This window comes from Bradyrhizobium sp. (genome assembly GCF_047605465.1).
GTDB lineage: Bacteria > Pseudomonadota > Alphaproteobacteria > Rhizobiales > Xanthobacteraceae > Bradyrhizobium.
Genome location: NZ_JASGFS010000062.1, coordinates 20,731 through 39,891, shown reverse-complemented (window position 1 = coordinate 39,891; position 19,161 = coordinate 20,731). Strand labels below are relative to the sequence as shown.

Here is a 19,161-nt window from a genome sequence, read left to right as displayed (position 1 = left end):
GCTCGTTGATGATGCGCAGCACTTCAAGGCCGGCGATCTTGCCGGCGTCCTTGGTCGCCTGACGCTGGGCGTCGTTGAAGTAGGCGGGGACGGTGATGACGGCCTGATCGACCTTCTGGCCGAGATGCGCTTCCGCGGTCTCCTTCATCTTCTGCAGGATGAAGGCGGAGACCTGCGAGGGCGAATAGGTCTGGCCGTCGGCCTCGACCCAGGCGTCGCCGTTCGAAGCCTTCACGATCTTGTACGGAACGAGCTTCTTGTCCTTCTCGACCATCGGGTCGTCGTAGCGGCGGCCGATGAGGCGCTTCACTGCGAAGAACGTACGCTCTGGATTGGTGACGGCCTGACGCTTGGCGGGCTGGCCGACGAGGCGCTCACCGTCGTCCGTGACGGCGACGATCGAAGGCGTCGTGCGCATGCCTTCCGAATTCTCGATGACTTTGGCGTTCTTGCCATCCATTACGGCGACGCACGAGTTCGTGGTGCCGAGGTCGATCCCAATGACCTTTCCCATGGTCCTGATATCCTTCTTTTTGCGGCAGGTTGGTTGGGCCCAGAAGGCACCCGATCCAAAACCCCCTAAGATCAAACATCCGCGATATTGCGATGGTTGAGGCTCATATAGGAGGGGGGGAGGGGGCCGCAAGGACCGAACGCAAGTTTCAGCCGTGAAAACATTGGGTTTTGGAAGATCATATCGGGGCGGCGCCGCCCTTGCGGGTGAGGAAATATTAACAGGTTGGGTCCCACCCGACATCGCCGCCGCGATCCGCCCCACCCTGTTGCGACCGGACCAAACCCGCTAAAAGGCGGGCGGCCGGACAGGCGGCGCGAGACTGCTTCGCGCGACAAAGCGGCCCGGCAGCCCACCATCGAACGGCCTCAATGTGAACCAATCAGAGTGCCCATGAAGCTCATTCGCCCCCTCGCCGCGCTCGCCCTCCTCGCCGCCTCCCTGCTTCCGGCCAGTGCCGCGGACGCCGTGTTTCCCCCCGGGCTGCGCCTCGGCATGGTGCCCCTGATCGGCCTCAGCACGGCCAAGACCTTTCCGGGGTTCGAGAGCGAGGATGGTGGCGTCAAGGTGCTGATCACCGAGCTGCCGCCGGCGGCCTATGGCGAGGTCGTGGCCGCCTTCAACGCCAATCCGGCGGGCACCAACGGCATCAAGCAGGACAAGATCGAGACCCCCGCGGGCCTCGCCTATTTCACCACCGAGACCGGCAAGGCCGGCGATACCCCGGTGCGGCGCTATTCCATGATCGTGCCCGGCGCCGGTTTCTCCGGCTATGTCGCGGTGCAGATCCCGGAGAACGCGACCAAGATCTATTCCGACGAGGCGGTGCGGCAGATGTTTGCGAGCGCCGTCACCCGCAGGGAGGTGTCGGCCGACGAGCAGATCGCGCTGATGCCGTTCAAGATCACCGACCTCGCCGATTTCAAGGACGTCCGCACGCTGGCGCCGGGCAGCAGCATCATCCTGGCCGACGGCAACGAGGGCACGGGCTACGAATCGAAGCCGTTCATGATCCTCGGCCTGATCGGCGCCACCCCGCAGCAGGCCGACGACCGGGCCCGCTTCGCCCAGGAGGCGGCGCTGCAGATTCCCGGCGTGCGCGAGTCCCGCATCACCATGTCCGAACCCATCCGCATCAACGGCCAGCAGGGCTTCGAGACCCGGATCGACGGCGTCAGCGGCAAGGACAAGACGCCGGTGACCGTGGTGCAGTGGATCCGCTTCAGCAGCGGCGGCGCCTCGCTGCGGATCATCGCCAGCGCTCCGCGCGACCAATGGTCGACCGCCTTCACCCGCTTCCGCGCCGTGCGCGACGGCATCCAGCCGAAGGGCTAGATCGCCCCCCAACGGGGCCGGTTGCATTTTCAGGCTTCTGTTCGCACACCGGCGGAACTAGGCTTCGCCTCCATTGGCTCACAAGGGGAGGCGAACGATGCTCGATCGACGACAAATCCTCACTGCGCTCGGGACGACGGCGCTCGCGACTCTCGTGCCGACCGCTCTCTTCGCAGCCGCCGCGATCAAGCCGGACGACGCCTCCGCGCTGCTGGTGATCGACGTCCAGAACTGCTTCCTGCCCGGCGGCAGCCTCGCCGTAAAGGAAGGCGAGCAGGTGGTGCCCGTCATCAACCGGATCGCCAAGGCATTCGCGAACGTGGTGATGACGCAGGACTGGCACACGCCGGGCCACGTGTCGTTCGCGTCGGTCCATTCCGGCAAGAAGCCGTTCGAGACCATCGACCTTCCCTACGGCAAGCAGGTGCTGTGGCCGGACCATTGTGTCCAGGGCACCGACGGCGCGGCGCTCTCGAAGGACCTCTCGATCCCGCAGGCCGAGCTCATCATCCGGAAGGGCTTCCACAAGGACGTCGACAGCTATTCGGCCTTCCTCGAAGCCGACGGCAAGACCTCGACAGGCCTTGCCGGCTATCTCAGGGGACGCAGAATCAAGCGCGTCTTCGTCGCCGGCCTCGCCACCGACTTCTGCGTCGCCTGGACCGCGCTCGACGCGCGCAAGGCAGGCTTCGAGGTCTATGTGGTGGAAGACGCCTGCCGCGGCATCGACACGCAGGGCTCGCTGGCCAAGGCATGGGCCGACATGGCCAAGGCCGGCGTCAAGCGGATCCAGTCGGCGGATATCGCGGTGAGCGCGTAGGAAGGGCGGAAAAACCGCAAGACCCTCATCCTGAGGAGCGCGCCTCTTCGCGCGCGTCTCGAAGGATGAAGGCCGAGCTGACGGACCCGGGCCTGCATGGTTCGAGACGGCGCTTGGCACGCCTCCTCACCATGAGGATGACGGGCCGTCCCGCTCAGTTCGCTTCGTTGCTGTTGGCGGCAGGCGCGGCCTTGGCGCCGCCCTTGGCAACGCCGACCAGAGCCGGGCGCAGCACGCGCTCGCCGATCGTGTAGCCGGCCTGCATGACCTGCACCACGGTGCCAGCGGGCACCGACGGATCGGGCACCTCGAACATCGCCTGCTGGAAGTTCGGGTCGAACTTCTGGCCCTGCGGATCGAACTTCTTCACGCCGTGCTTCTCCAGCGCGTTGAGCAGCGAGCGCTCGGTGAGCTCGACACCCTCGATCAGCGAGGTGAGACCGGGATCGGCGGCGGCACGTGCCTCCGCGGGAACGGCATCGAGCGCGCGCTGGAGGTTGTCCGCGATGTCCAGCACGTCGCGCGCAAAGCCGGTGATGCCGTAGAGGCGGGCGTCGGCGACTTCCTTGGTGGTGCGCTTGCGCAGATTTTCCATCTCGGCCAGCGTCCGCAGCATGCGGTCGCGTGCCTCGGCGGCTTCCTTCTGCAACAGCTCGACCGAGCCCGGCTCGGGATCGTCGGGCATGATGTAGGGCTTCGACACCACGGGCTCGCCGGTCGGCTGGGTCGTGTCGTCGGGTTGCCGGTCTCGATCGGTCATCGGCTGTTTTCTCGAACTCGTCTCAAGGGATTTTTTCTGGCCCGGATATCGTGCTTCGGGCGCCGAAAATCAAGCGCCCGTGATCGGCCCAAAACGCGGCTCAGCCACCCAGCAGGCGGCTGACGATGCGGGCGGCGTAGTCCACGGTCGGAATCACGCGGGCATAATTCAGCCGCGTCGGCCCGATCACGCCGAGAACGCCGACGATATGGCCGGCGGCATCCCGATAGGGCGAGATGATCGTGGACGAGCCGGACAGCGAAAACAGCTTGTTCTCGCTGCCGATGAAGATTCGCACGCCTTCCGCGGTCTCGGCCCGGCCGAGCAGGTCGACGACCCCGCGCTTGGTCTCGAGATCCTCGAACAGCAGGCGCACGCGCTCGAGATCCTCCAGCGCGTGCAGATCCTCGAGCAGATTGGCGTGGCCCCGGACGATGAGCTGGCGGTCCTCGTTCTCGCCCCCGGACCAGCTCGCGATGCCGGCCGAGATCACCTTCTGCGTCAATTGGTCGAGCTCGGCGCGGGCCTCGCCGAGCGCGGTCTCGAGCTCGAGTCGCGCCTCGGCCAGCGTCCGGCCCCGAATCCGCGCGTTGAGGAAATTGCCCGCCTCGGTCAGCGCCGAGGATGGAACTCCGGGCGGCAGCGTCAGCACGCGGTTTTCGACCTGGCCGTCCTCGCCGACCAGGATCACCAGCGCCTGCTCGGGTTCCAGGCGAACGAATTCGATGTGCTTGAGCCGGGCATTCGACTTCGGGGTCAACACCACGGCGGCGGCGCGGGTCAGGCCCGACAGCCGCGTCAGCGCCTGGTCGAGCGCCGCCTCGACCGACTGGGCCTGGCCGACGGAGGCGAGCTGGCTCTGGATCGACTGCCGCTCGGCCTCGTTGAGGTCGCCGACCTGCATCAGGGCATCGACGAAGAAGCGCAGGCCGAGTTCCGTCGGCAGCCGGCCCGCCGAGGTGTGCGGCGCATAGATCAGCCCGAGCAGTTCCAGATCGGCCATGACGTTGCGGACCGAGGCCGGCGACAGCGGCGTGGCGATCAGGCGCGAAATGTTGCGCGAGCCGACCGGCTCACCGGTCGCCAGATAGCTTTCGACAATTTGACGAAAGATGTCGCGGGAGCGCTCGTTGAGCTGGGCGAGGCCCGCGCGCGGCGCGATCAGATGGATCGGATCGTGATGGGCCACGGACGTTAACTCCTCTCAGACGCTCATAATTTGTCGATCCTGACCGGTTCTGACAAGCGCGGTTTTCGCAAGGCGATTCCGAAGGTGGAAAAAGCCTCGTCCTCCCCCCTTGCCGCCCACCCTCACCCCACCTACAAGCACCCCCAACAGCCTTTTCCCGTGAGTTTTGGAGGACTTCCCATGCGGCCAAGCCGCCGTGCGCCCGATGAATTGCGCCCCGTGACGCTTGAGCGTGGCGTGGTCAAATATGCGGAAGGCTCGTGCCTGGTGAAATTCGGCGACACCCACGTGCTCGTCACCGCCACGCTGGAAGACCGCCTGCCGCCGTGGCTGAAGGGCCAGGGCCGCGGCTGGGTCACCGCCGAATACGGCATGCTGCCGCGCGCGACCTCGGAACGCACGCGCCGCGAGGCATCGGCCGGAAAGCAGAGCGGCCGCACCGTCGAGATCCAGCGCCTGATCGGCCGCTCGCTGCGCACCATCATCAACCTCGAAGCGCTCGGCGAGCGCCAGATCACGGTCGATTGCGACGTGCTCCAGGCCGACGGTGGCACGCGCACGGCCTCGATCACCGGCGCCTGGGTCGCGCTTGCCGACTGCGTGAACTGGATGAAGACGCGCAACATGGTCAAGGCCAACGTCCTGCGCGACAACGTCGCCGCGATCTCCTGCGGCATCTACAACGGCACGCCGGTGCTCGATCTCGACTATGCCGAGGATTCGGAGGCCGAGACCGATGCCAATTTCGTCATGACCGGCGACGGCCGCATCATCGAGGTGCAGGGCACCGCGGAGCGCGAGCCGTTCACGCAGGACGAGTTCCTGGCGCTGATGGCGCTGGCGCGCAAGGGCGTCGCGCGTCTCGTGGACTTGCAGAAACTGGCGGTGGCGTAGTCAATAGGCCATGCACCGCCGAATCACCGGAAAGCTCGTGATCGCGACCCACAATCCCGGCAAGCTCGCCGAGATGAAGGAGTTGCTCGCGCCTTACGGCATCGAGGCAGTATCGGCCGGAGAGCTCGGCCTGCCCGAGCCCGAGGAAACCGGCAACGACTTCCGCAGCAATGCCGCGATCAAGGCGATCGCCGCGGCGCAGGCGACGAAGCTGCCGGCCTTCGCCGACGATTCCGGGATCGTGGTCGATGCGCTCGACGGCGCGCCCGGCATCTACAGCGCGCGCTGGGCCGGGCCGACCAAGGACTTCACCGCGGCGATGACGCGGATCGAGCGCCTGCTGCAGGAGCGCGGCGCGACCATGCCCGACAGGCGCACGGCGCATTTCGTCTCCGCGCTCTGCGTCGCCTGGCCCGACGATCATCTCGAAGAGGTCGAGGCGCGCGTCGACGGCACACTGGTATGGCCGCCGCGCGGCACCGCCGGCTTCGGTTACGATCCGATGTTCCTTCCCGACGGTCACGACCGCACCTTCGGCGAGATGACCAGCATCGAGAAGCACGGCCTGCCGCCGCTCGGCCTCGGCCTGTCGCATCGCGCCCGCGCCTTCGTGAAACTGGCGGAGATCTGCCTTGAGCCGCGCTAAGGAAGCCTTCGGCGTCTACGTGCACTGGCCGTTCTGCCTGTCGAAGTGCCCCTATTGCGACTTCAACAGCCATGTCCGCCACGCCGCGATCGACGAGGCGCGCTTCGCCGCCGCCTTCGCGCGCGAAATCGAAACCACCGCGCAGCGCGCGCCGGGCCGCGAAGTCACCTCGATCTTCCTCGGCGGCGGCACACCGTCCCTGATGCAGCCCGCAACCGTCGGCGCCGTGCTCGACGCCATCGGCAAGCACTGGAGCGTGTCCCGCGACGTCGAGGTCACGCTCGAGGCGAACCCGACCAGCGTCGAAGCCACGCGCTTCGCCGGCTATCGCGCGGCCGGCGTCAACCGCGTCTCGCTCGGCGTGCAGGCTCTCGACGATGCCTCGCTGAAGGCGCTGGGCCGCCTGCACAGCGCGCGCGAGGCGCTCGACGCGGTCGCCATCGCCCGCCGCTCGTTCGACCGCTATTCATTCGATCTCATCTACGCACGGCCCGACCAGACGCCGGCGATGTGGGCGGGCGAGTTGCGCCACGCCATCGACGAAGCGGCCGAGCATCTGTCGCTCTACCAGCTCACCATCGAGGAAGGCACGCCGTTCTTCGGCCTGCACCAGGCCGGCAAGCTGAAGACGCCGGATGAAGCGGTGGCGCGCGCGCTCTACGACGTCACGCAGGAAACCTGCGACAAGCTCGGCCTGCCCGCCTACGAGATTTCCAATCACGCGCGCCGCGGCGCGGAGTGCCGGCACAATCTCGTCTACTGGCGCGGCGAGGAATATGCCGGCGTCGGCCCCGGCGCTCACGGCCGGCTCGACATCGACGGCGTGCGCCATGCCATCGCCACCGAGAAGCGTCCCGAAGCCTGGCTGATGCGGGTCGAGAGCAACGGCCACGGCGTCGTCACCGACGACCTCCTCAACAGCGAAGAGCGCGCCGACGAATTCCTGCTGATGGGATTGCGTCTCGCCGAAGGCATCGACCCCGATCGCTACGCCGCGCTCTCCGGCCGCGTGCTCGATCCGGGCCGCATCGCGCTGCTGCGCGAGGAAGGCGCGATCACCGTGGACGCGACGGGACGCCTGCGCGTGACGAGCAGCGGATTCCCCGTGCTGGACGCCGTGGTCGCCGATCTCGCGGCCTAGCGAGATGCGTTAAGGCGGGCAAAGCGAGGCGTGCCCACGCATTCCATGCGATGTCGTCGAGAGTCGTCGGGCATGGCGCGCGTGCGCCTTTGCCCATCCTGCGACAGCTACGAAACCATCAAGCCCCGAAGCTCTTCGGCGAGCCCGCGACCGCGACACCGCCGCCGCTCGTCACCTTCATCACCGCCAGACCGCGTTCATTGGTGCCGTCGGGGCGGAAGCGGAACAGGCCGTCGATGCCGGCGAAGCCCGAGGGATTGGTGAGCACATCCGACGAGAAGCGGGTGGTGCCCTGCGTGCGCGCGAGCGCGGCGACGAGGGCGACCGCGTCATAGGCGAGCGTTGCGGTGCGCACCGGCTCGGCGCCGTATTTGGTGCGGTAGCGGCCGGAGAAGGCGCGGAAGCCGGCCGGATCGGGCGCGGCATAGAGGCCGCCCTGCAGTGCGGCACTGGCATAGACGCGCGGGTTGTCCCAGAGCCCGGTGCCGAGCAGCTGGATGTTGCGCAGGTTCGCGCCCGCCGCGGTGAGCGCATCCGCCACCGCGACGACGGCGTCGCCGTCATCGGCGATGAACAGCGCATCCGCGCTGCCGAGCTGCTGCGCCAGCGTGCGCGCCGGCGCGGCGCGATCGGCGCCGTATTTCTCGAAGGCAACGACACGCCCCCCGCGCCGCGGCGCGGCCGCCTTCAAGGCCGCCTCGACGACGTTGCCATAGGCATTGTCGGGCACGAGCGCCGCGAAGGAGCGCTTTCCGACGCTCGCGGAATATTCGACGATGCGGTTGACGTCGGACTCCGGCAGGAAGCTCAAGAGATAGACGCCACGGCCGGCGATGCTGGAGTCGGTCGAGAATGCGATCACCGAAATGCCGCGCGTGCGCGCCACTTGCGCCACCGCGGGCACCGATTGCGCGAACAGCGGCCCGAGAATGATCTCGGCGCCTTCATCGACCGCCTGCTGCGCGCCGGCTTGCGCACCTTGCGGGCTGCCGTTGTCGTCCTTGATCAGCAGCTGGATGTTCGGGTTCTGGAACTCGGCCAGCGCCATCTCGGCGGCGTTGCGCATGGATTGCGCGGCGAGGCCGGCATTGCCGGAGGCCGACAGCGGCAGGATCAAGCCGACCTTCACCCCGCCGGTACCGGCGGTCGTGGCCTGTTGCGGCGGCCCTGCCGGCGCGGCCGGCGGCGCGGAACTGCCGAACGGGCTGGAGAACTGGCTGAGGCTCTGCTGCACGCCGGTGCAGGCCGAGAGGATGGGCGCGCCGAGCAGAAGGCCGAGCGCGCTCCGCCGGGTTGCCCCCGACAATCGAGGCCCCGGAGCGGGAGACTCCTCCGAAGCGGAGGATCTGGGATATCGCGGGCCCACCATGGCAACTCTTCCTTTGACCGGCCTCATCGGTCGGTCAGACCTCGTCGTTCCCCGGCAAAAGCCGCGGATTCACGCATATTGTCGGCAAATAGTTAACCAAAACAAAAGGATAATGCCCCCTTAACGCGGCCGTCCCTCACGTCTCGGCGAGCTGTCGCCGTCTGTCCGCAGCATCAAATCAGGATTTTTGCCGCGAATATGGCGTGAGTGCTTCCCTCCCCCTCGAAAGTGATCCCATGTGGATCACATTCCCGTCCCCCTCGGCCCCATCGCTCCGTATCCTGGGCGCAGTATCCTGGCCCGGAACCGGGTCTCGTTACGATCTTTTTCGGAGGACCGGTTCCCTGCCCTCCCGATCATGCCTAAGTTCATCCCATTATGCGCGCAAAGCCGGCCCCGATAAATACGACTGAAGCTACGGACGCCGCCCCGCGCGGTTTCTCCATCGACGCTCACCGTCTCGCAGCCCCGAAGGCGGCACCGGGGCTCCATCTGGTCGCGACCCCGATCGGCAATCTCGGCGACATCACGCTGCGCGCGCTGCAGACGCTCGCCGGTGTCGATGTCATCGCCTGCGAGGACACCCGCATCACGCGGCGCCTGACCGAGCGCTACGCCATTGCGGCCCAGCTCAAGCCGTATCACGAGCACAACGCCGAAGCCGCGCGTCCGAAGATCCTGGAGGCACTGGCGCAGGGCGGCTCGGTCGCGCTGGTGTCCGACGCCGGCACCCCGCTGATCTCCGACCCCGGTTTCAAGCTGGTGCGCGAGGTCTGCGCCGCCGGCCACGCGGTGTTCGCGCTGCCCGGCCCCTCCTCGGTGCTGGCGGCGCTGACGGTCGCCGCGCTGCCGACCGATCGCTTCTTCTTCGAGGGATTTCTGCCGGCGAAATCGGCCGCGCGCCGCACGCGTCTTGCCGAGCTCGCCCGCATCGACGCGACGCTGGTGATGTTCGATTCCGGCAACCGCGTGCAGGAAACCCTTGCCGAACTCGCCGAGATCATGGGGAGCCGCGAGGCCGCGATCTGCCGCGAATTGACCAAGCTGCACGAGGAGATTTCGCGGGCACCGCTTCCCGAACTCGCGCGCGACGCCGCGACGCTGGAGACGCGCGGCGAATTCGTGCTGGTGATCGGCCCGCCGCCCGCCGATGCCGAGGTGCTGACGTCGGATGCGCTCGACGGCCTCCTCCGCGAACAGCTTGCCGCGCACAGCGTCAAGGACGCCGTGGCCCATGCGGTGGCGCTGTCGGGCCGGCCGCGCCGCGAGGTCTATGCCCGCGCGCTCGAGCTCGCCAAAGGCCTGCGGGGCGACGATGGCGAAGACTGAGGGAGCCGGGGAACAGAAAGCCCCTTCGCCCGAGCGTGTCGCCGCGTTCCAAACCGGGATCTCGGCCGAGAGCCGCGCCGCGGCCTATCTGATGGCCAAGGGCTACCGCATCCTCGCGAAGCGTTACCGCACGCCGCATGGCGAGATCGACATCGTGGCGCGGCGCCGAAGCCTGATCGCCTTCGTCGAGGTCAAGGCGCGCCCCACGCTCGACGACGCCGCCTATGCGGTGACGCCACGCCAGCAGCAGCGCATCGTCCACGCCGCGCAAGGCTGGCTCGCAGCACATCCCGAGCATGCCGAATTCGAATTGCGATTCGACGCCATGCTGATTGCGCCGAAGCGACTTCCGCGCCATGTGTTGGCGGCATTCGACGCCTCGAGCTGAAAGGCAGACCATGAAACTCAACGTCGCCGTCCAGATGGACCCCATCGCCCGCATCAACATCAAGGGCGATTCCACCTTTGCTCTGCTCCTCGAGGCGCAGAAGCGCGGCCACGGCCTGTCTTATTACACGCCCGACAAGCTCTCGATGGTCGGCGAGGAGATCGTCGCGCCGGTTCAGCTTTTGACCGTCCGCGACGAGTTCGGCGATCACTTCACCCTCGGGGAGCCGCGGCGCGAGGCGCTGAACGGGTTCGACGTCGTGCTGCTCCGCCAGGATCCGCCGTTCGATCTCGCCTACATCACCTCGACGCATCTGCTCGAGCGCATCCATCCGAAGACGCTGGTCGTCAACGATCCGGCCTCGGTGCGCAACGCGCCGGAAAAGCTGTTCGTGATGAACTTTCCGCAGCTGATGCCGCCGACCCTGATCTCGCGCGACCTCGACGAGATCAACGCCTTCCGCGACCGGCACGGCGCCGTCGTGATGAAGCCGCTCCACGGCCATGGCGGCGCGGCGGTATTCCGCGTGATGCCGCAGGACATGAATTTCGGCTCCTTGTTCGACATGTTCTCGGTGACGTTCAAGGAGCCCTGGGTGATCCAGCAGTTCATCCCCGAGGTGAAGCACGGCGACAAGCGCATCATCCTGGTCAACGGCGAGTTCGCCGGCGCGGTCAACCGCGTGCCGGCCGCCGACGACCTCCGCTCCAACATGGTGCGCGGCGGCGCGGCTAAGGAGACCGAACTCACCCCGCGCGAACGCGAAATCTGCGAGACCGTCGGGCCGGCGCTGCGCGAGCGCGGCCTGCTGTTCGTCGGCATCGACGTCATCAACGGCAACCTCACCGAGATCAACGTGACCTCGCCGACCGGCATCCGCGCCATCGCGCGGCTCGGCGGCCCGGACGTGGCCGCGAAGGTCTGGGACGTGATCGAGCAGAAGCGGACGAAATAAGCCGCCGGGCTTTTCAGCTCACGCCTTCATCCCGAGGAGCCGCGCGTGCGCGGCGTCTCGAAGGGCGAGGCAGCCCTTCGGCTTTCATCCTTCGCGGCGCTTGCTTCGCAGGCTTCCCAGGATGAGGAGCACGCAACGCGCTGTCGCTTTCTCATCGCGGGCACGCGCCCCGACATCACTAACCACCCGTTCACCATGACGCCGAAGCGCGTCATTCGAACGCAGGATCTCTGCTGCGTGATTCTACGGGCGCCGGCCTGCGCGGATAACGCGGCATTCACCATGCGCCCAAAACGCGCCGCGTGACCGGCCATCACACTCGGCCTCGCAACACCCCTTATACTTTTACTCCCTACTCATCGACGCAGGGGAACCCGCCACGTGCGGTTCGAGTGCCCCGCGTAAGAGTAGAAGCGTATGAATACCGCACGCATTGTCGTTCTGGTCATCGCGCTCGGCGCCGGCGGCGTCGCCGCGTATCTGGCGAGCGGCTATGACAACAAGCCGGCTCCCGCCGCGCCGGTGGCCGAGAAGCTGCCGACCGTCGAGGTGCTCGTCGCGAAGGCTGACATCGGGCTCGGCCAATATGTCAAACCCGAAGACCTGCAATGGCAGGCCTGGCCGGCGGCGACCGCGAGCGGCGCCTTCATCCGCCGGGACAACAGGCCGCAGGCGCAGACCGAGATCGTAGGCTCGATCGCGCGCGTGCCGATGATGCAGGGCGAACCGATCCGCGAGCAGAAGCTGGTGAAAGCCGAAGGCTCCGGCTTCATGGCCGCGATCCTGCCGTCGGGCATGCGGGCCGTGTCCACCGAGATTTCAGCCGAGACCGGCGCCGGCGGCTTCATCCTGCCGAACGATCGCGTCGACATCGTCCTGACCCGCCGCACCAAGGCTCCCGACGGCGTCGCCGGCTCCGACAGCGTCACCTCCGAGCTCGTGCTGTCCAACATCCGCGTCCTGGCGATCGATCAATTGCCCAAGGAGAAGGATGGCCAGAACAGCGTGCTCGGCAAGACCGTCACGCTCGAACTGAAGCCCGAACAGGTGGAGACACTCTCCCGCGCCCGCCAGAGCGGCCAGCTCTCGCTCGCATTGCGCAGCCTGGTCGACGCCAACGCGATCGAGAAAACCGACGACGAGAAGCCGGCCAAGCGCGGCGCGAATGTGAACGTGGTCCGCTACGGCGTTCCAAGCACGACGTCACAGAAGTGATGGGGATACCCAAGATGAGCTACGGGGATGATCGGACGGGCTCGCGCATTCGGGGGAAGCGCGCGCGCTCGTTCTGGACGGGGGCGATGCTGATGCTGGGGCTGGTCGCAGCCTCTGACCGGGCGGGCGCCGCGGATGCGCAGGTCGGGGACCAGGCACCGATGCAGGCTCCGGATCTGGGCGTCGCACCGGTTGCGACCGTCGCACCGGCGAGAACGCGCTTCCTGTCGCTCGGCGTCGGCAAGTCCGTCGTCATCGACCTGCCGCGCGAGGTCAAGGACGTGCTGGTGGCCGATCCCAAGATCGCCAATGCGGTGATCCGCTCGGCACAGCGCGCCTACATCATCGGCGGCCAGGTCGGCCAGACCAACGTCGTGTTCTTCACCGCCGACGGCCAGCAGGTGGCGTCCTACGACATCGCGGTGAAGCGCGACCTCAACGGCATGCGCACCGCGCTGCGCCAGTCGCTGCCGGGCGTGCAGATCGAAGGCGTCGGCGACAGCGTGATGCTGACCGGCTCGGTGTCGAGTCCGGTCGAGGCGCAGCAGGCCGGCGACGTCGCCGCCAAGCTGGTCGGCGGCGCCGACAAGGTCGTCAACAACATCGTCGTGCGCGGCCGCGACCAGGTGATGCTCAAGGTGGTCGTCGGCGAAGTGCGCCGCGACATCGTCAAGCAATTGGGCGTCGATCTCAGCGCCAGCCTGAACGCCGGCACGGCGGTCGTGAACTTCAACAATTCCAATCCGTTCACGGTCAGCGGCGGACCGCTGGTCAGCAGCAACGGCCTCGGCGTCAGCGGCCTCGCCAAGGGCGTCGCCACCGTCAGCGCCACGATGCGCGCGATGGAGAGCGCCGGTGTCATGCGCACGCTGGCCGAACCGAGCCTCACCGCGATCTCCGGCGAGTCCGCCACCTTCATCGCGGGCGGCGAGTTTCCAATTCCCGCGGGCTATTCCTGCGATCCGACCACCCATGTCTGTACCACCCAGATCACCTACAAGAAGTTCGGCATTTCCCTGAACTTCACGCCGGTCGTCCTCAGCGAGGGCCGCATCAGCCTGCGGGTGATGACCGAGGTCTCGGAGCTGTCGAACCAGAGCGCGATCACGGTGACGCAGGCCCTGTCATCGACCTCGACCAACTCGATCACCATTCCGTCGATCCAGACCCGCCGCGCCGAGACCACGCTCGAGATTCCCTCGGGCGGCTCGATGGCGATGGCCGGCCTGATCCAGCAGCAGACTAAGCAGGCGATCAACGGCCTGCCCGGCGTCGACCAGGTGCCGATCCTCGGCGCGCTGTTCCGGAGCCAGGACTACGTCAACAACGAGACCGAGCTGATGGTGATCGTGACGCCCTATGTGGTGCGCGCGGTCGCCCAGAAGGAATTGTCGCGGCCCGACGATGGCTTTGCGCCCTCCTCGGACGCGCAGTCCGCGCTGCTCGGCCGCATGAACCGTCTCTATGGCATCGCGCGGCGCGTCGATCCCATCAACGGCTACCAGGGCGATTTCGGCTTCATCATCGACTGAGGCACGCGGACGACGGGGACTCGGTGACGAGGGCGAGGAGGGGGATGACGCGATGACGAACACAGTGGCCGACCGCCGCCGCAGGCTGCGCATCGCGCTCGCGCTGGCGGGACTCTCCGTCACGCTCGGCGCGTGCAACACCACCGGCGAGATCGTCACCCAGACGGTGCCGACCGACTATCGCCAGCGCCACCCGATCGCGGTGGAGGAAGCCAAGCGCTCGATCGTGGTCTTCGTCGGCAAGGCGCGCGGCGGTCTCTCGGCCTCGCAGCATTCGGACGTCGCCGGCATCGCCCGCGACTGGGTGCGCGAAGGCACCGGCGCCGTCGTGGTCGACGTTCCCATCGATTCCACGAACTCCCGCGCGGCGGCCGCGACCTATCAGGAAATCCGATCCGTGCTGGCGTCCGGCGGCGTGCCGTCGCGCGCCATCGTGCAGCATCCCTATCGTCCCGAGGATCCCGCGCTGCTGCCCACCATCCGGCTCAGCTATTCCAGGATCGCCGCGGTCGCCGGCCCCTGCGGGCTGTGGCCGGAAGACATCGGCCCGTCCATCCTCGACCCCGGCTACAACGAGAACCGGCCCTACTTCAATCTCGGCTGCGCGACCCAGCGCAACCTCGCGGCGATGATCGACAACCCGGCCGACCTCGAGCAGCCGCGGTCGGAGACACCGGCCTATACCGCCCGGCGCGCCATCGCCTTCGACCGCTACCGCAAGGGCGCGACGACCACCACCGCCTATCCCGAGGCCGACAAGGCCAAACTCAGCGACACCGGAAAATGACAAGCGTCCACGACGAAGAAGCGGACGACCCGCGGCATCCCGAGGAACACATCGCACCGGTTCCTCGCATCTCCGTGCAGGCATTTTGCGAGACCGAGCAGACCCTCGCCGCGGTGACCGCGGCGGGACAGGACCGCCGTCTCGCCAAGGCGCATCTGACCGCCAAGAACGGCGGGCTGGCGGCGGCCATCGAAGTCTATGACACGATGCCGACGCCGAACGTCATCGTGATCGAATCCGACGGCACCCGCGACATCCTCGAAGGCCTCGACGATCTGGCCGGCGTCTGCGATCCCGGCACGCGCGTGGTCGTGATCGGCAATCCCAGCGACACGGCGCCCTATCGGGAGCTCGTGCGCCGCGGCGTCAACGACTATGTGGTGGGCCCGGTCGAGACCATCGACGTGGTGCGCTCGATCTGCAGCCTGTTCTCGGCCTCGGAAGCCATCATCACCGGCCGCGTCATCGCGGTGGTCGGCGCCAAAGGCGGCGTCGGCGCCTCCACCGTCGCACACAATGTGGCCTGGACCATCGCGCGCGACCTGTCGCTGGATTCGGTCGTAATCGATCTCGACCTGGCGTTCGGCACCGCGGGTCTCGACTACAACCAGGATCCGATGCAGGGCATCGCCAATGCGGTGCTGTCGCAGGACCGGCCCGACACCGCGCTGATGGAGCGCCTGCTCGCCAAATGCACCGACCGTCTCAGCCTGCTCGCGGCACCTGCGACGCTCGACCGCGTCTATGATTTCGGCGCCGAGGCGTTCGACGCGATCTTCGACACGCTGCGCATGACCACGCCCTGCATCGTGCTCGACGTCCCCCATCAATGGTCGGGATGGACGCGGCGCGCGCTGGTCAACGCCGACGACATCGTGATCGTGGCCGAACCCGATCTCGCCAATCTGCGCAACACCAAGAACATGCTGAACGTGCTGAAGGCGGCGCGGCCGAACGACCGGCCGCCGCTCTACTGCATCAATCAGGTCGGCATGCACAAGCGCGCGGAGATCGCGGTCAAGTCGTTCGCCAAGACGATGGAAAGCCAGCCGATCGCGGTGATCCCGTTCGACTCGAAGCTGTTCTCGACCGCCGCCAACAACGGCCAGATGATCGCGGAAGTCTCCAAGAGCCACCGCACCACCGAGCTGTTCCAGAACATGGCGAACCGCCTCGCCGGGCGCGGCGAGGTCAGGAAGCCGAAGCGTTCGCTGCTCGGACCGCTGCTGAAGAAGCTGAAGGGCAGGGCAGGGCGCGGGCCGGCCCCGCATCGCAAGGCGTCCTAGCCGCAGCAGCGTTATCGAGCGACGTCGCGACCGGTTCACGCAAGGACGGCGCGCCGGGACCGGACGAAGGGCGGATTATTTGTTGTCCGCCCGCTGCTGCTGCTGTTTCTTCACCAGCAACTGGCGCAGTGCCGTGACCTTCGCCGCGGCCTGGTCCGGCGGCAGATCGGCCTTCACGATGGCTTCGGCCTCGGCCTGCTTTCCCTGAAGACCCAGCACGAGCGCAAGGTTGGCGCGGACGCGCGCATCGGCGGCGTTGCGCTCATGCGCGCGGCGCAACGTCTCCTCGGCCCGCGGCAAATTGTTCTGCAGCACGTAGGACAGTCCGAGATTGGACAGTACCGACGGCTCGTCGGGCACGATCTTGAGCGCGGTCGCGTAATATTGCTGCGCTTCCTCGTTGCGGCCGAGCTGATCGAGCACCGCGCCCTGGGCCGAGAGGATGCGCCAGTCGGGATCTTCCGGCGTATGCGCGCGGCTCAGCACGTCGAAGGCCTGCTGGAAATTGCCGTTGTCGGCGAGTGCGCGGCCATAGCCGGCGAGCAGCGGCTTGTTGCTGGGATGGACCAGCACCGCCTGCTCCAGCACCGCGACGGCCTGCGCGCGCTGGCCGGTGTCGCGCAGCGCGCGGCCGTATTCGATCGCGGTGTTCGGATCGTTGGGCTTGGCGCGATAGCGCTCGCGCAGGGCGTCCATGTCGGGTTTCGAATCCGCTTTCGCGGCCGTTTCCGATTTACCGCCGAGCGCGCCCGTCACGTCATCGAGTGTCGTGGTCTGGCAACCACCGAGGGCGAGCACCATCAGTGCAGGAAACAGGACTCTCGCCGGATGAGGGGCAAGGAAGAAGCGCTTGGACATGCTCTGATCACTCGGCAACTGATCAGAGATGCTGACCCATTAACGCTAAAGTCCCGTTAAGGAGCGGCGCCCGTTGCGCCTAGTCGACGAATTCCGCACCGAATTCGCAACCGATGCGCCAGCGCAGGCGGCATTGCCGGGAATAATCCGGCGCGAAGATGATGGTGAATTGCGGCGGCACTTCCAGAAATTCCGCCACTACCTTCACACCGCCATCGGAGATGTCCGTGATCGTGCAGTCCCGCGGAAGCGACCCGGCGCCAAAGTGGATCTTGGCGAGCCGACTGCACACCCGACGTTCGCTTCTCCGGCGATTTGCAAGCATTTCGATTGTTCACTTGTTAGATCACGGCCCATCCCGCACGTTTAGGAGTAGCGAACATTCGTTGGAATGTGCTGAGCACAGCCGTTCGCATTCGAGGCTTAGTGTCTCCTCCGCGTTCACGGCTGGTTAGGAATTGCGCCGCCCGCAGCCGATGTTCCCGTATTGTTCTTGCCTCACCGATCAAGCCCTGCTACCGTTGATTGTGGGAGAGAGAGAGGCAGGCTGGTTCGGGCATGGTTCAGCGGGTTTCCACCGTCGCCTTCGAAGGGATCGAGGCCCGCGCGGTCGACGTGCAGGTGCAGGTCGCGCCGGGCCTTCCGGCCTTCGCCATCGTCGGACTTCCGGACAAGGCCGTGTCGGAGGCGCGCGAGCGGGTCCGCTCGGCGCTGATCGCCTCGGGGCTGGCGCTGCCGGCGCGGCGAATCACCGTCAACCTCGCACCCGCCGACCTGCCCAAGGAAGGCAGCCATTACGATCTGCCGATCGCGCTCGGCCTGATGGCGGCGATCGGCGCCATTCCGCCGGATGCGCTGACGGGCTTCACCGTGCTCGGCGAACTCGGCCTCGACGGCTCGATTGCGCCGGTCGCGGGCGTTCTCCCCGCGGCGATCGGTGCCAATGAGCGCGAGGAGGGGTTGATCTGTCCGGCTGCCTGCGGATCGGAAGCGGCCTGGGCCAGCCCCGACATCCAGATCATCGCGGCGCACTCGCTCATCCAGATCGCCAATCACTTCAAGGGCACGCAGGTGCTGTCGCGGCCCTCGCCGAAGGTGCACCAGGCGCCCGCCTCCACGCTCGACCTGCGCGACATCAAGGGCCAGGAGAGCGCGAAGCGCGCGCTGGAGATCGCGGCCGCGGGCGGACATCACCTGCTGATGATCGGCGCACCCGGCGCCGGCAAATCGATGCTGGCCGCGCGCCTGCCCTCGATCCTGCCGCCGCTGTCGCCGGGCGAACTGCTCGAGGTTTCGATGATCGCATCGGTCGCCGGCGAGATCGAGGGCGGCGCGCTGACATCGCAGCGGCCGTTCCGCGCGCCGCATCATTCCGCGAGCATGGCCGCGCTGACCGGTGGCGGCATGCGCGCCAGGCCGGGCGAGATCTCGCTCGCGCATCAGGGCGTGCTGTTCCTCGACGAGCTGCCCGAATTCGATCCGCGCGTGCTGGATTCGCTGCGCCAGCCGCTCGAGAACGGCGCGGTCGCGGTGTCCCGCGCCAATCATCGCGTCACCTATCCGGCGCGCTTCATGCTGGTGGCGGCGATGAATCCCTGTCGCTGCGGCAACGCCTTCGAGCCCGGCTATGCCTGCAAGCGCGGCCGCATCGACCGCTGCACGGCGGACTACCAGGCGCGAATCTCGGGACCGCTGATGGATCGCATCGATCTGCGCATCGAGGTGCCCGCGGTCACCGCGGCGGACCTGATCCTGCCGCCGCCGGCGGAAGGCTCGGCCGAAGTCGCCGCGCGCGTCGCGGCGGCACGCGACATCCAGCTCGGGCGTTATGCGGATGCGGGCCTGCCGCACATCCGCACCAATGCCGAGGCGCCGGCCTCCGTGCTGGAGGAGATCGCAAGGCCCGACGCGCAGGGCCAGAAACTGCTGCGCGACGCGGCCGAGACCATGCGGCTGTCGGCGCGCGGCTATCACCGCGTGCTGCGGGTGGCGCGCACGCTCGCCGACCTCGACGGCACCGAGAAGATCGGCCGGCTGCATCTCGCCGAAGCGCTGTCCTACCGCGCACTCGCGGAGGATGTGCGGCAGATGGCGTGACGGCGTCGCGCATCAACCCGGCGGTAACGAGTTTCCTTTACCCTCT

General features: G+C 67.3%; 20 protein-coding genes. 14 read left to right on the top strand and 6 right to left on the bottom strand.

Annotated features, from left to right (window positions below; all coding sequences use genetic code 11):
- The coding region (locus QM712_RS30140; protein WP_415026788.1) for an Hsp70 family protein at positions 1 to 514 on the bottom strand (514 nt) is incomplete at its 3' end.
- Positions 515 to 907: 393 nt separating this feature from the next.
- Here QM712_RS30140 and QM712_RS30135 point away from each other — a divergent pair.
- Positions 908 to 1,849 carry a hypothetical protein gene (locus tag QM712_RS30135; protein WP_415026787.1) on the top strand — a complete coding sequence of 314 codons (942 nt, stop codon included), beginning with the start codon at positions 908 to 910 and terminating at the stop codon, positions 1,847 to 1,849.
- Positions 1,850 to 1,946: 97 nt separating this feature from the next.
- Positions 1,947 to 2,669, top strand: a complete 723-nt coding sequence (gene pncA, locus QM712_RS30130; RefSeq protein WP_415026786.1) for a bifunctional nicotinamidase/pyrazinamidase — start codon at positions 1,947 to 1,949, stop codon at positions 2,667 to 2,669.
- A 154-nt stretch (positions 2,670 to 2,823) separates the two neighbouring features.
- Here the strand turns inward: pncA and grpE are convergent, their stop codons facing one another.
- Positions 2,824 to 3,429 carry a nucleotide exchange factor GrpE gene (gene grpE, locus QM712_RS30125; RefSeq protein WP_415026785.1) on the bottom strand — a complete coding sequence of 202 codons (606 nt, stop codon included), beginning with the start codon at positions 3,427 to 3,429 and terminating at the stop codon, positions 2,824 to 2,826.
- A 100-nt stretch (positions 3,430 to 3,529) separates the two neighbouring features.
- Complete coding sequence (hrcA, locus tag QM712_RS30120; RefSeq protein ID WP_415026784.1) at positions 3,530 to 4,618, bottom strand: heat-inducible transcriptional repressor HrcA; 1,089 nt, start codon at positions 4,616 to 4,618, stop codon at positions 3,530 to 3,532.
- A gap of 180 nt (positions 4,619 to 4,798) precedes the next feature.
- On the opposite strand from hrcA, the gene rph reads away from it, so the two are divergent.
- The 3 genes from rph to hemW are packed head-to-tail and all read left to right on the top strand — an operon-like array spanning position 4,799 to position 7,299.
- A complete protein-coding gene (rph, locus tag QM712_RS30115) occupies positions 4,799 to 5,512 on the top strand; it encodes a ribonuclease PH (RefSeq protein ID WP_415026783.1) in 714 nt (237 codons plus the stop codon).
- A 10-nt stretch (positions 5,513 to 5,522) separates the two neighbouring features.
- Positions 5,523 to 6,158, top strand: coding sequence for an RdgB/HAM1 family non-canonical purine NTP pyrophosphatase (rdgB, locus tag QM712_RS30110; protein ID WP_415026782.1), 636 nt, complete (start codon positions 5,523 to 5,525; stop codon positions 6,156 to 6,158).
- On the top strand, positions 6,145 to 7,299 hold the full coding sequence (hemW, locus tag QM712_RS30105; RefSeq protein ID WP_415026781.1) for a radical SAM family heme chaperone HemW: 1,155 nt from the start codon (positions 6,145 to 6,147) through the stop codon (positions 7,297 to 7,299). Before rdgB ends, hemW begins: the two co-directional genes overlap by 14 nt.
- A gap of 118 nt (positions 7,300 to 7,417) precedes the next feature.
- Here the strand turns inward: hemW and QM712_RS30100 are convergent, their stop codons facing one another.
- Complete coding sequence (locus tag QM712_RS30100; protein WP_415026780.1) at positions 7,418 to 8,668, bottom strand: penicillin-binding protein activator; 1,251 nt, start codon at positions 8,666 to 8,668, stop codon at positions 7,418 to 7,420.
- Between the two features lie 378 nt (positions 8,669 to 9,046).
- On the opposite strand from QM712_RS30100, the gene rsmI reads away from it, so the two are divergent.
- The 8 genes from rsmI (at position 9,047) to QM712_RS30060 (ending at position 16,160) form a co-directional block, all read left to right on the top strand.
- Positions 9,047 to 9,997 carry a 16S rRNA (cytidine(1402)-2'-O)-methyltransferase gene (gene rsmI / locus QM712_RS30095; RefSeq protein WP_415026779.1) on the top strand — a complete coding sequence of 317 codons (951 nt, stop codon included), beginning with the start codon at positions 9,047 to 9,049 and terminating at the stop codon, positions 9,995 to 9,997.
- Positions 9,984 to 10,385, top strand: a complete 402-nt coding sequence (locus QM712_RS30090) for a YraN family protein (RefSeq protein WP_415026778.1) — start codon at positions 9,984 to 9,986, stop codon at positions 10,383 to 10,385. Before rsmI ends, QM712_RS30090 begins: the two co-directional genes overlap by 14 nt.
- 10 nt (positions 10,386 to 10,395) lie before the next feature.
- The gene (gene gshB, locus QM712_RS30085) at positions 10,396 to 11,340 is read left to right on the top strand and encodes a glutathione synthase (RefSeq protein WP_415026777.1); all 945 of its coding nucleotides are present in this window, start codon (positions 10,396 to 10,398) and stop codon (positions 11,338 to 11,340) included.
- A 45-nt stretch (positions 11,341 to 11,385) separates the two neighbouring features.
- The gene (locus QM712_RS30080; protein ID WP_415026776.1) at positions 11,386 to 11,646 is read left to right on the top strand and encodes a hypothetical protein; all 261 of its coding nucleotides are present in this window, start codon (positions 11,386 to 11,388) and stop codon (positions 11,644 to 11,646) included.
- Positions 11,647 to 11,757: 111 nt separating this feature from the next.
- Positions 11,758 to 12,555, top strand: coding sequence for a Flp pilus assembly protein CpaB (gene cpaB / locus QM712_RS30075; protein WP_415026775.1), 798 nt, complete (start codon positions 11,758 to 11,760; stop codon positions 12,553 to 12,555).
- A 14-nt stretch (positions 12,556 to 12,569) separates the two neighbouring features.
- Positions 12,570 to 14,087, top strand: coding sequence for a type II and III secretion system protein family protein (locus QM712_RS30070; protein WP_415026774.1), 1,518 nt, complete (start codon positions 12,570 to 12,572; stop codon positions 14,085 to 14,087).
- Positions 14,088 to 14,139: 52 nt separating this feature from the next.
- On the top strand, positions 14,140 to 14,874 hold the full coding sequence (locus QM712_RS30065; protein WP_415026773.1) for a CpaD family pilus assembly protein: 735 nt from the start codon (positions 14,140 to 14,142) through the stop codon (positions 14,872 to 14,874).
- On the top strand, positions 14,871 to 16,160 hold the full coding sequence (locus QM712_RS30060; protein ID WP_415026772.1) for an AAA family ATPase: 1,290 nt from the start codon (positions 14,871 to 14,873) through the stop codon (positions 16,158 to 16,160). The genes QM712_RS30065 and QM712_RS30060 overlap by 4 nt, the downstream gene beginning before the upstream one ends.
- A 75-nt stretch (positions 16,161 to 16,235) precedes the next feature.
- Here the strand turns inward: QM712_RS30060 and QM712_RS30055 are convergent, their stop codons facing one another.
- Together QM712_RS30055 and QM712_RS30050 are read right to left on the bottom strand one after the other, a co-directional pair.
- Positions 16,236 to 17,018: a tetratricopeptide repeat protein gene (locus QM712_RS30055; protein ID WP_415026771.1), complete on the bottom strand. Its 783-nt coding sequence runs from the start codon at positions 17,016 to 17,018 to the stop codon at positions 16,236 to 16,238.
- A gap of 79 nt (positions 17,019 to 17,097) precedes the next feature.
- Positions 17,098 to 17,343 carry a PilZ domain-containing protein gene (locus QM712_RS30050; protein WP_018644993.1) on the bottom strand — a complete coding sequence of 82 codons (246 nt, stop codon included), beginning with the start codon at positions 17,341 to 17,343 and terminating at the stop codon, positions 17,098 to 17,100.
- Positions 17,344 to 17,576: 233 nt separating this feature from the next.
- Here QM712_RS30050 and QM712_RS30045 point away from each other — a divergent pair, with 233 nt between their 5' ends.
- Positions 17,577 to 19,115 carry a YifB family Mg chelatase-like AAA ATPase gene (locus QM712_RS30045; RefSeq protein WP_415026770.1) on the top strand — a complete coding sequence of 513 codons (1,539 nt, stop codon included), beginning with the start codon at positions 17,577 to 17,579 and terminating at the stop codon, positions 19,113 to 19,115.
- The last annotated feature ends 46 nt before the right edge of the window (positions 19,116 to 19,161 follow it).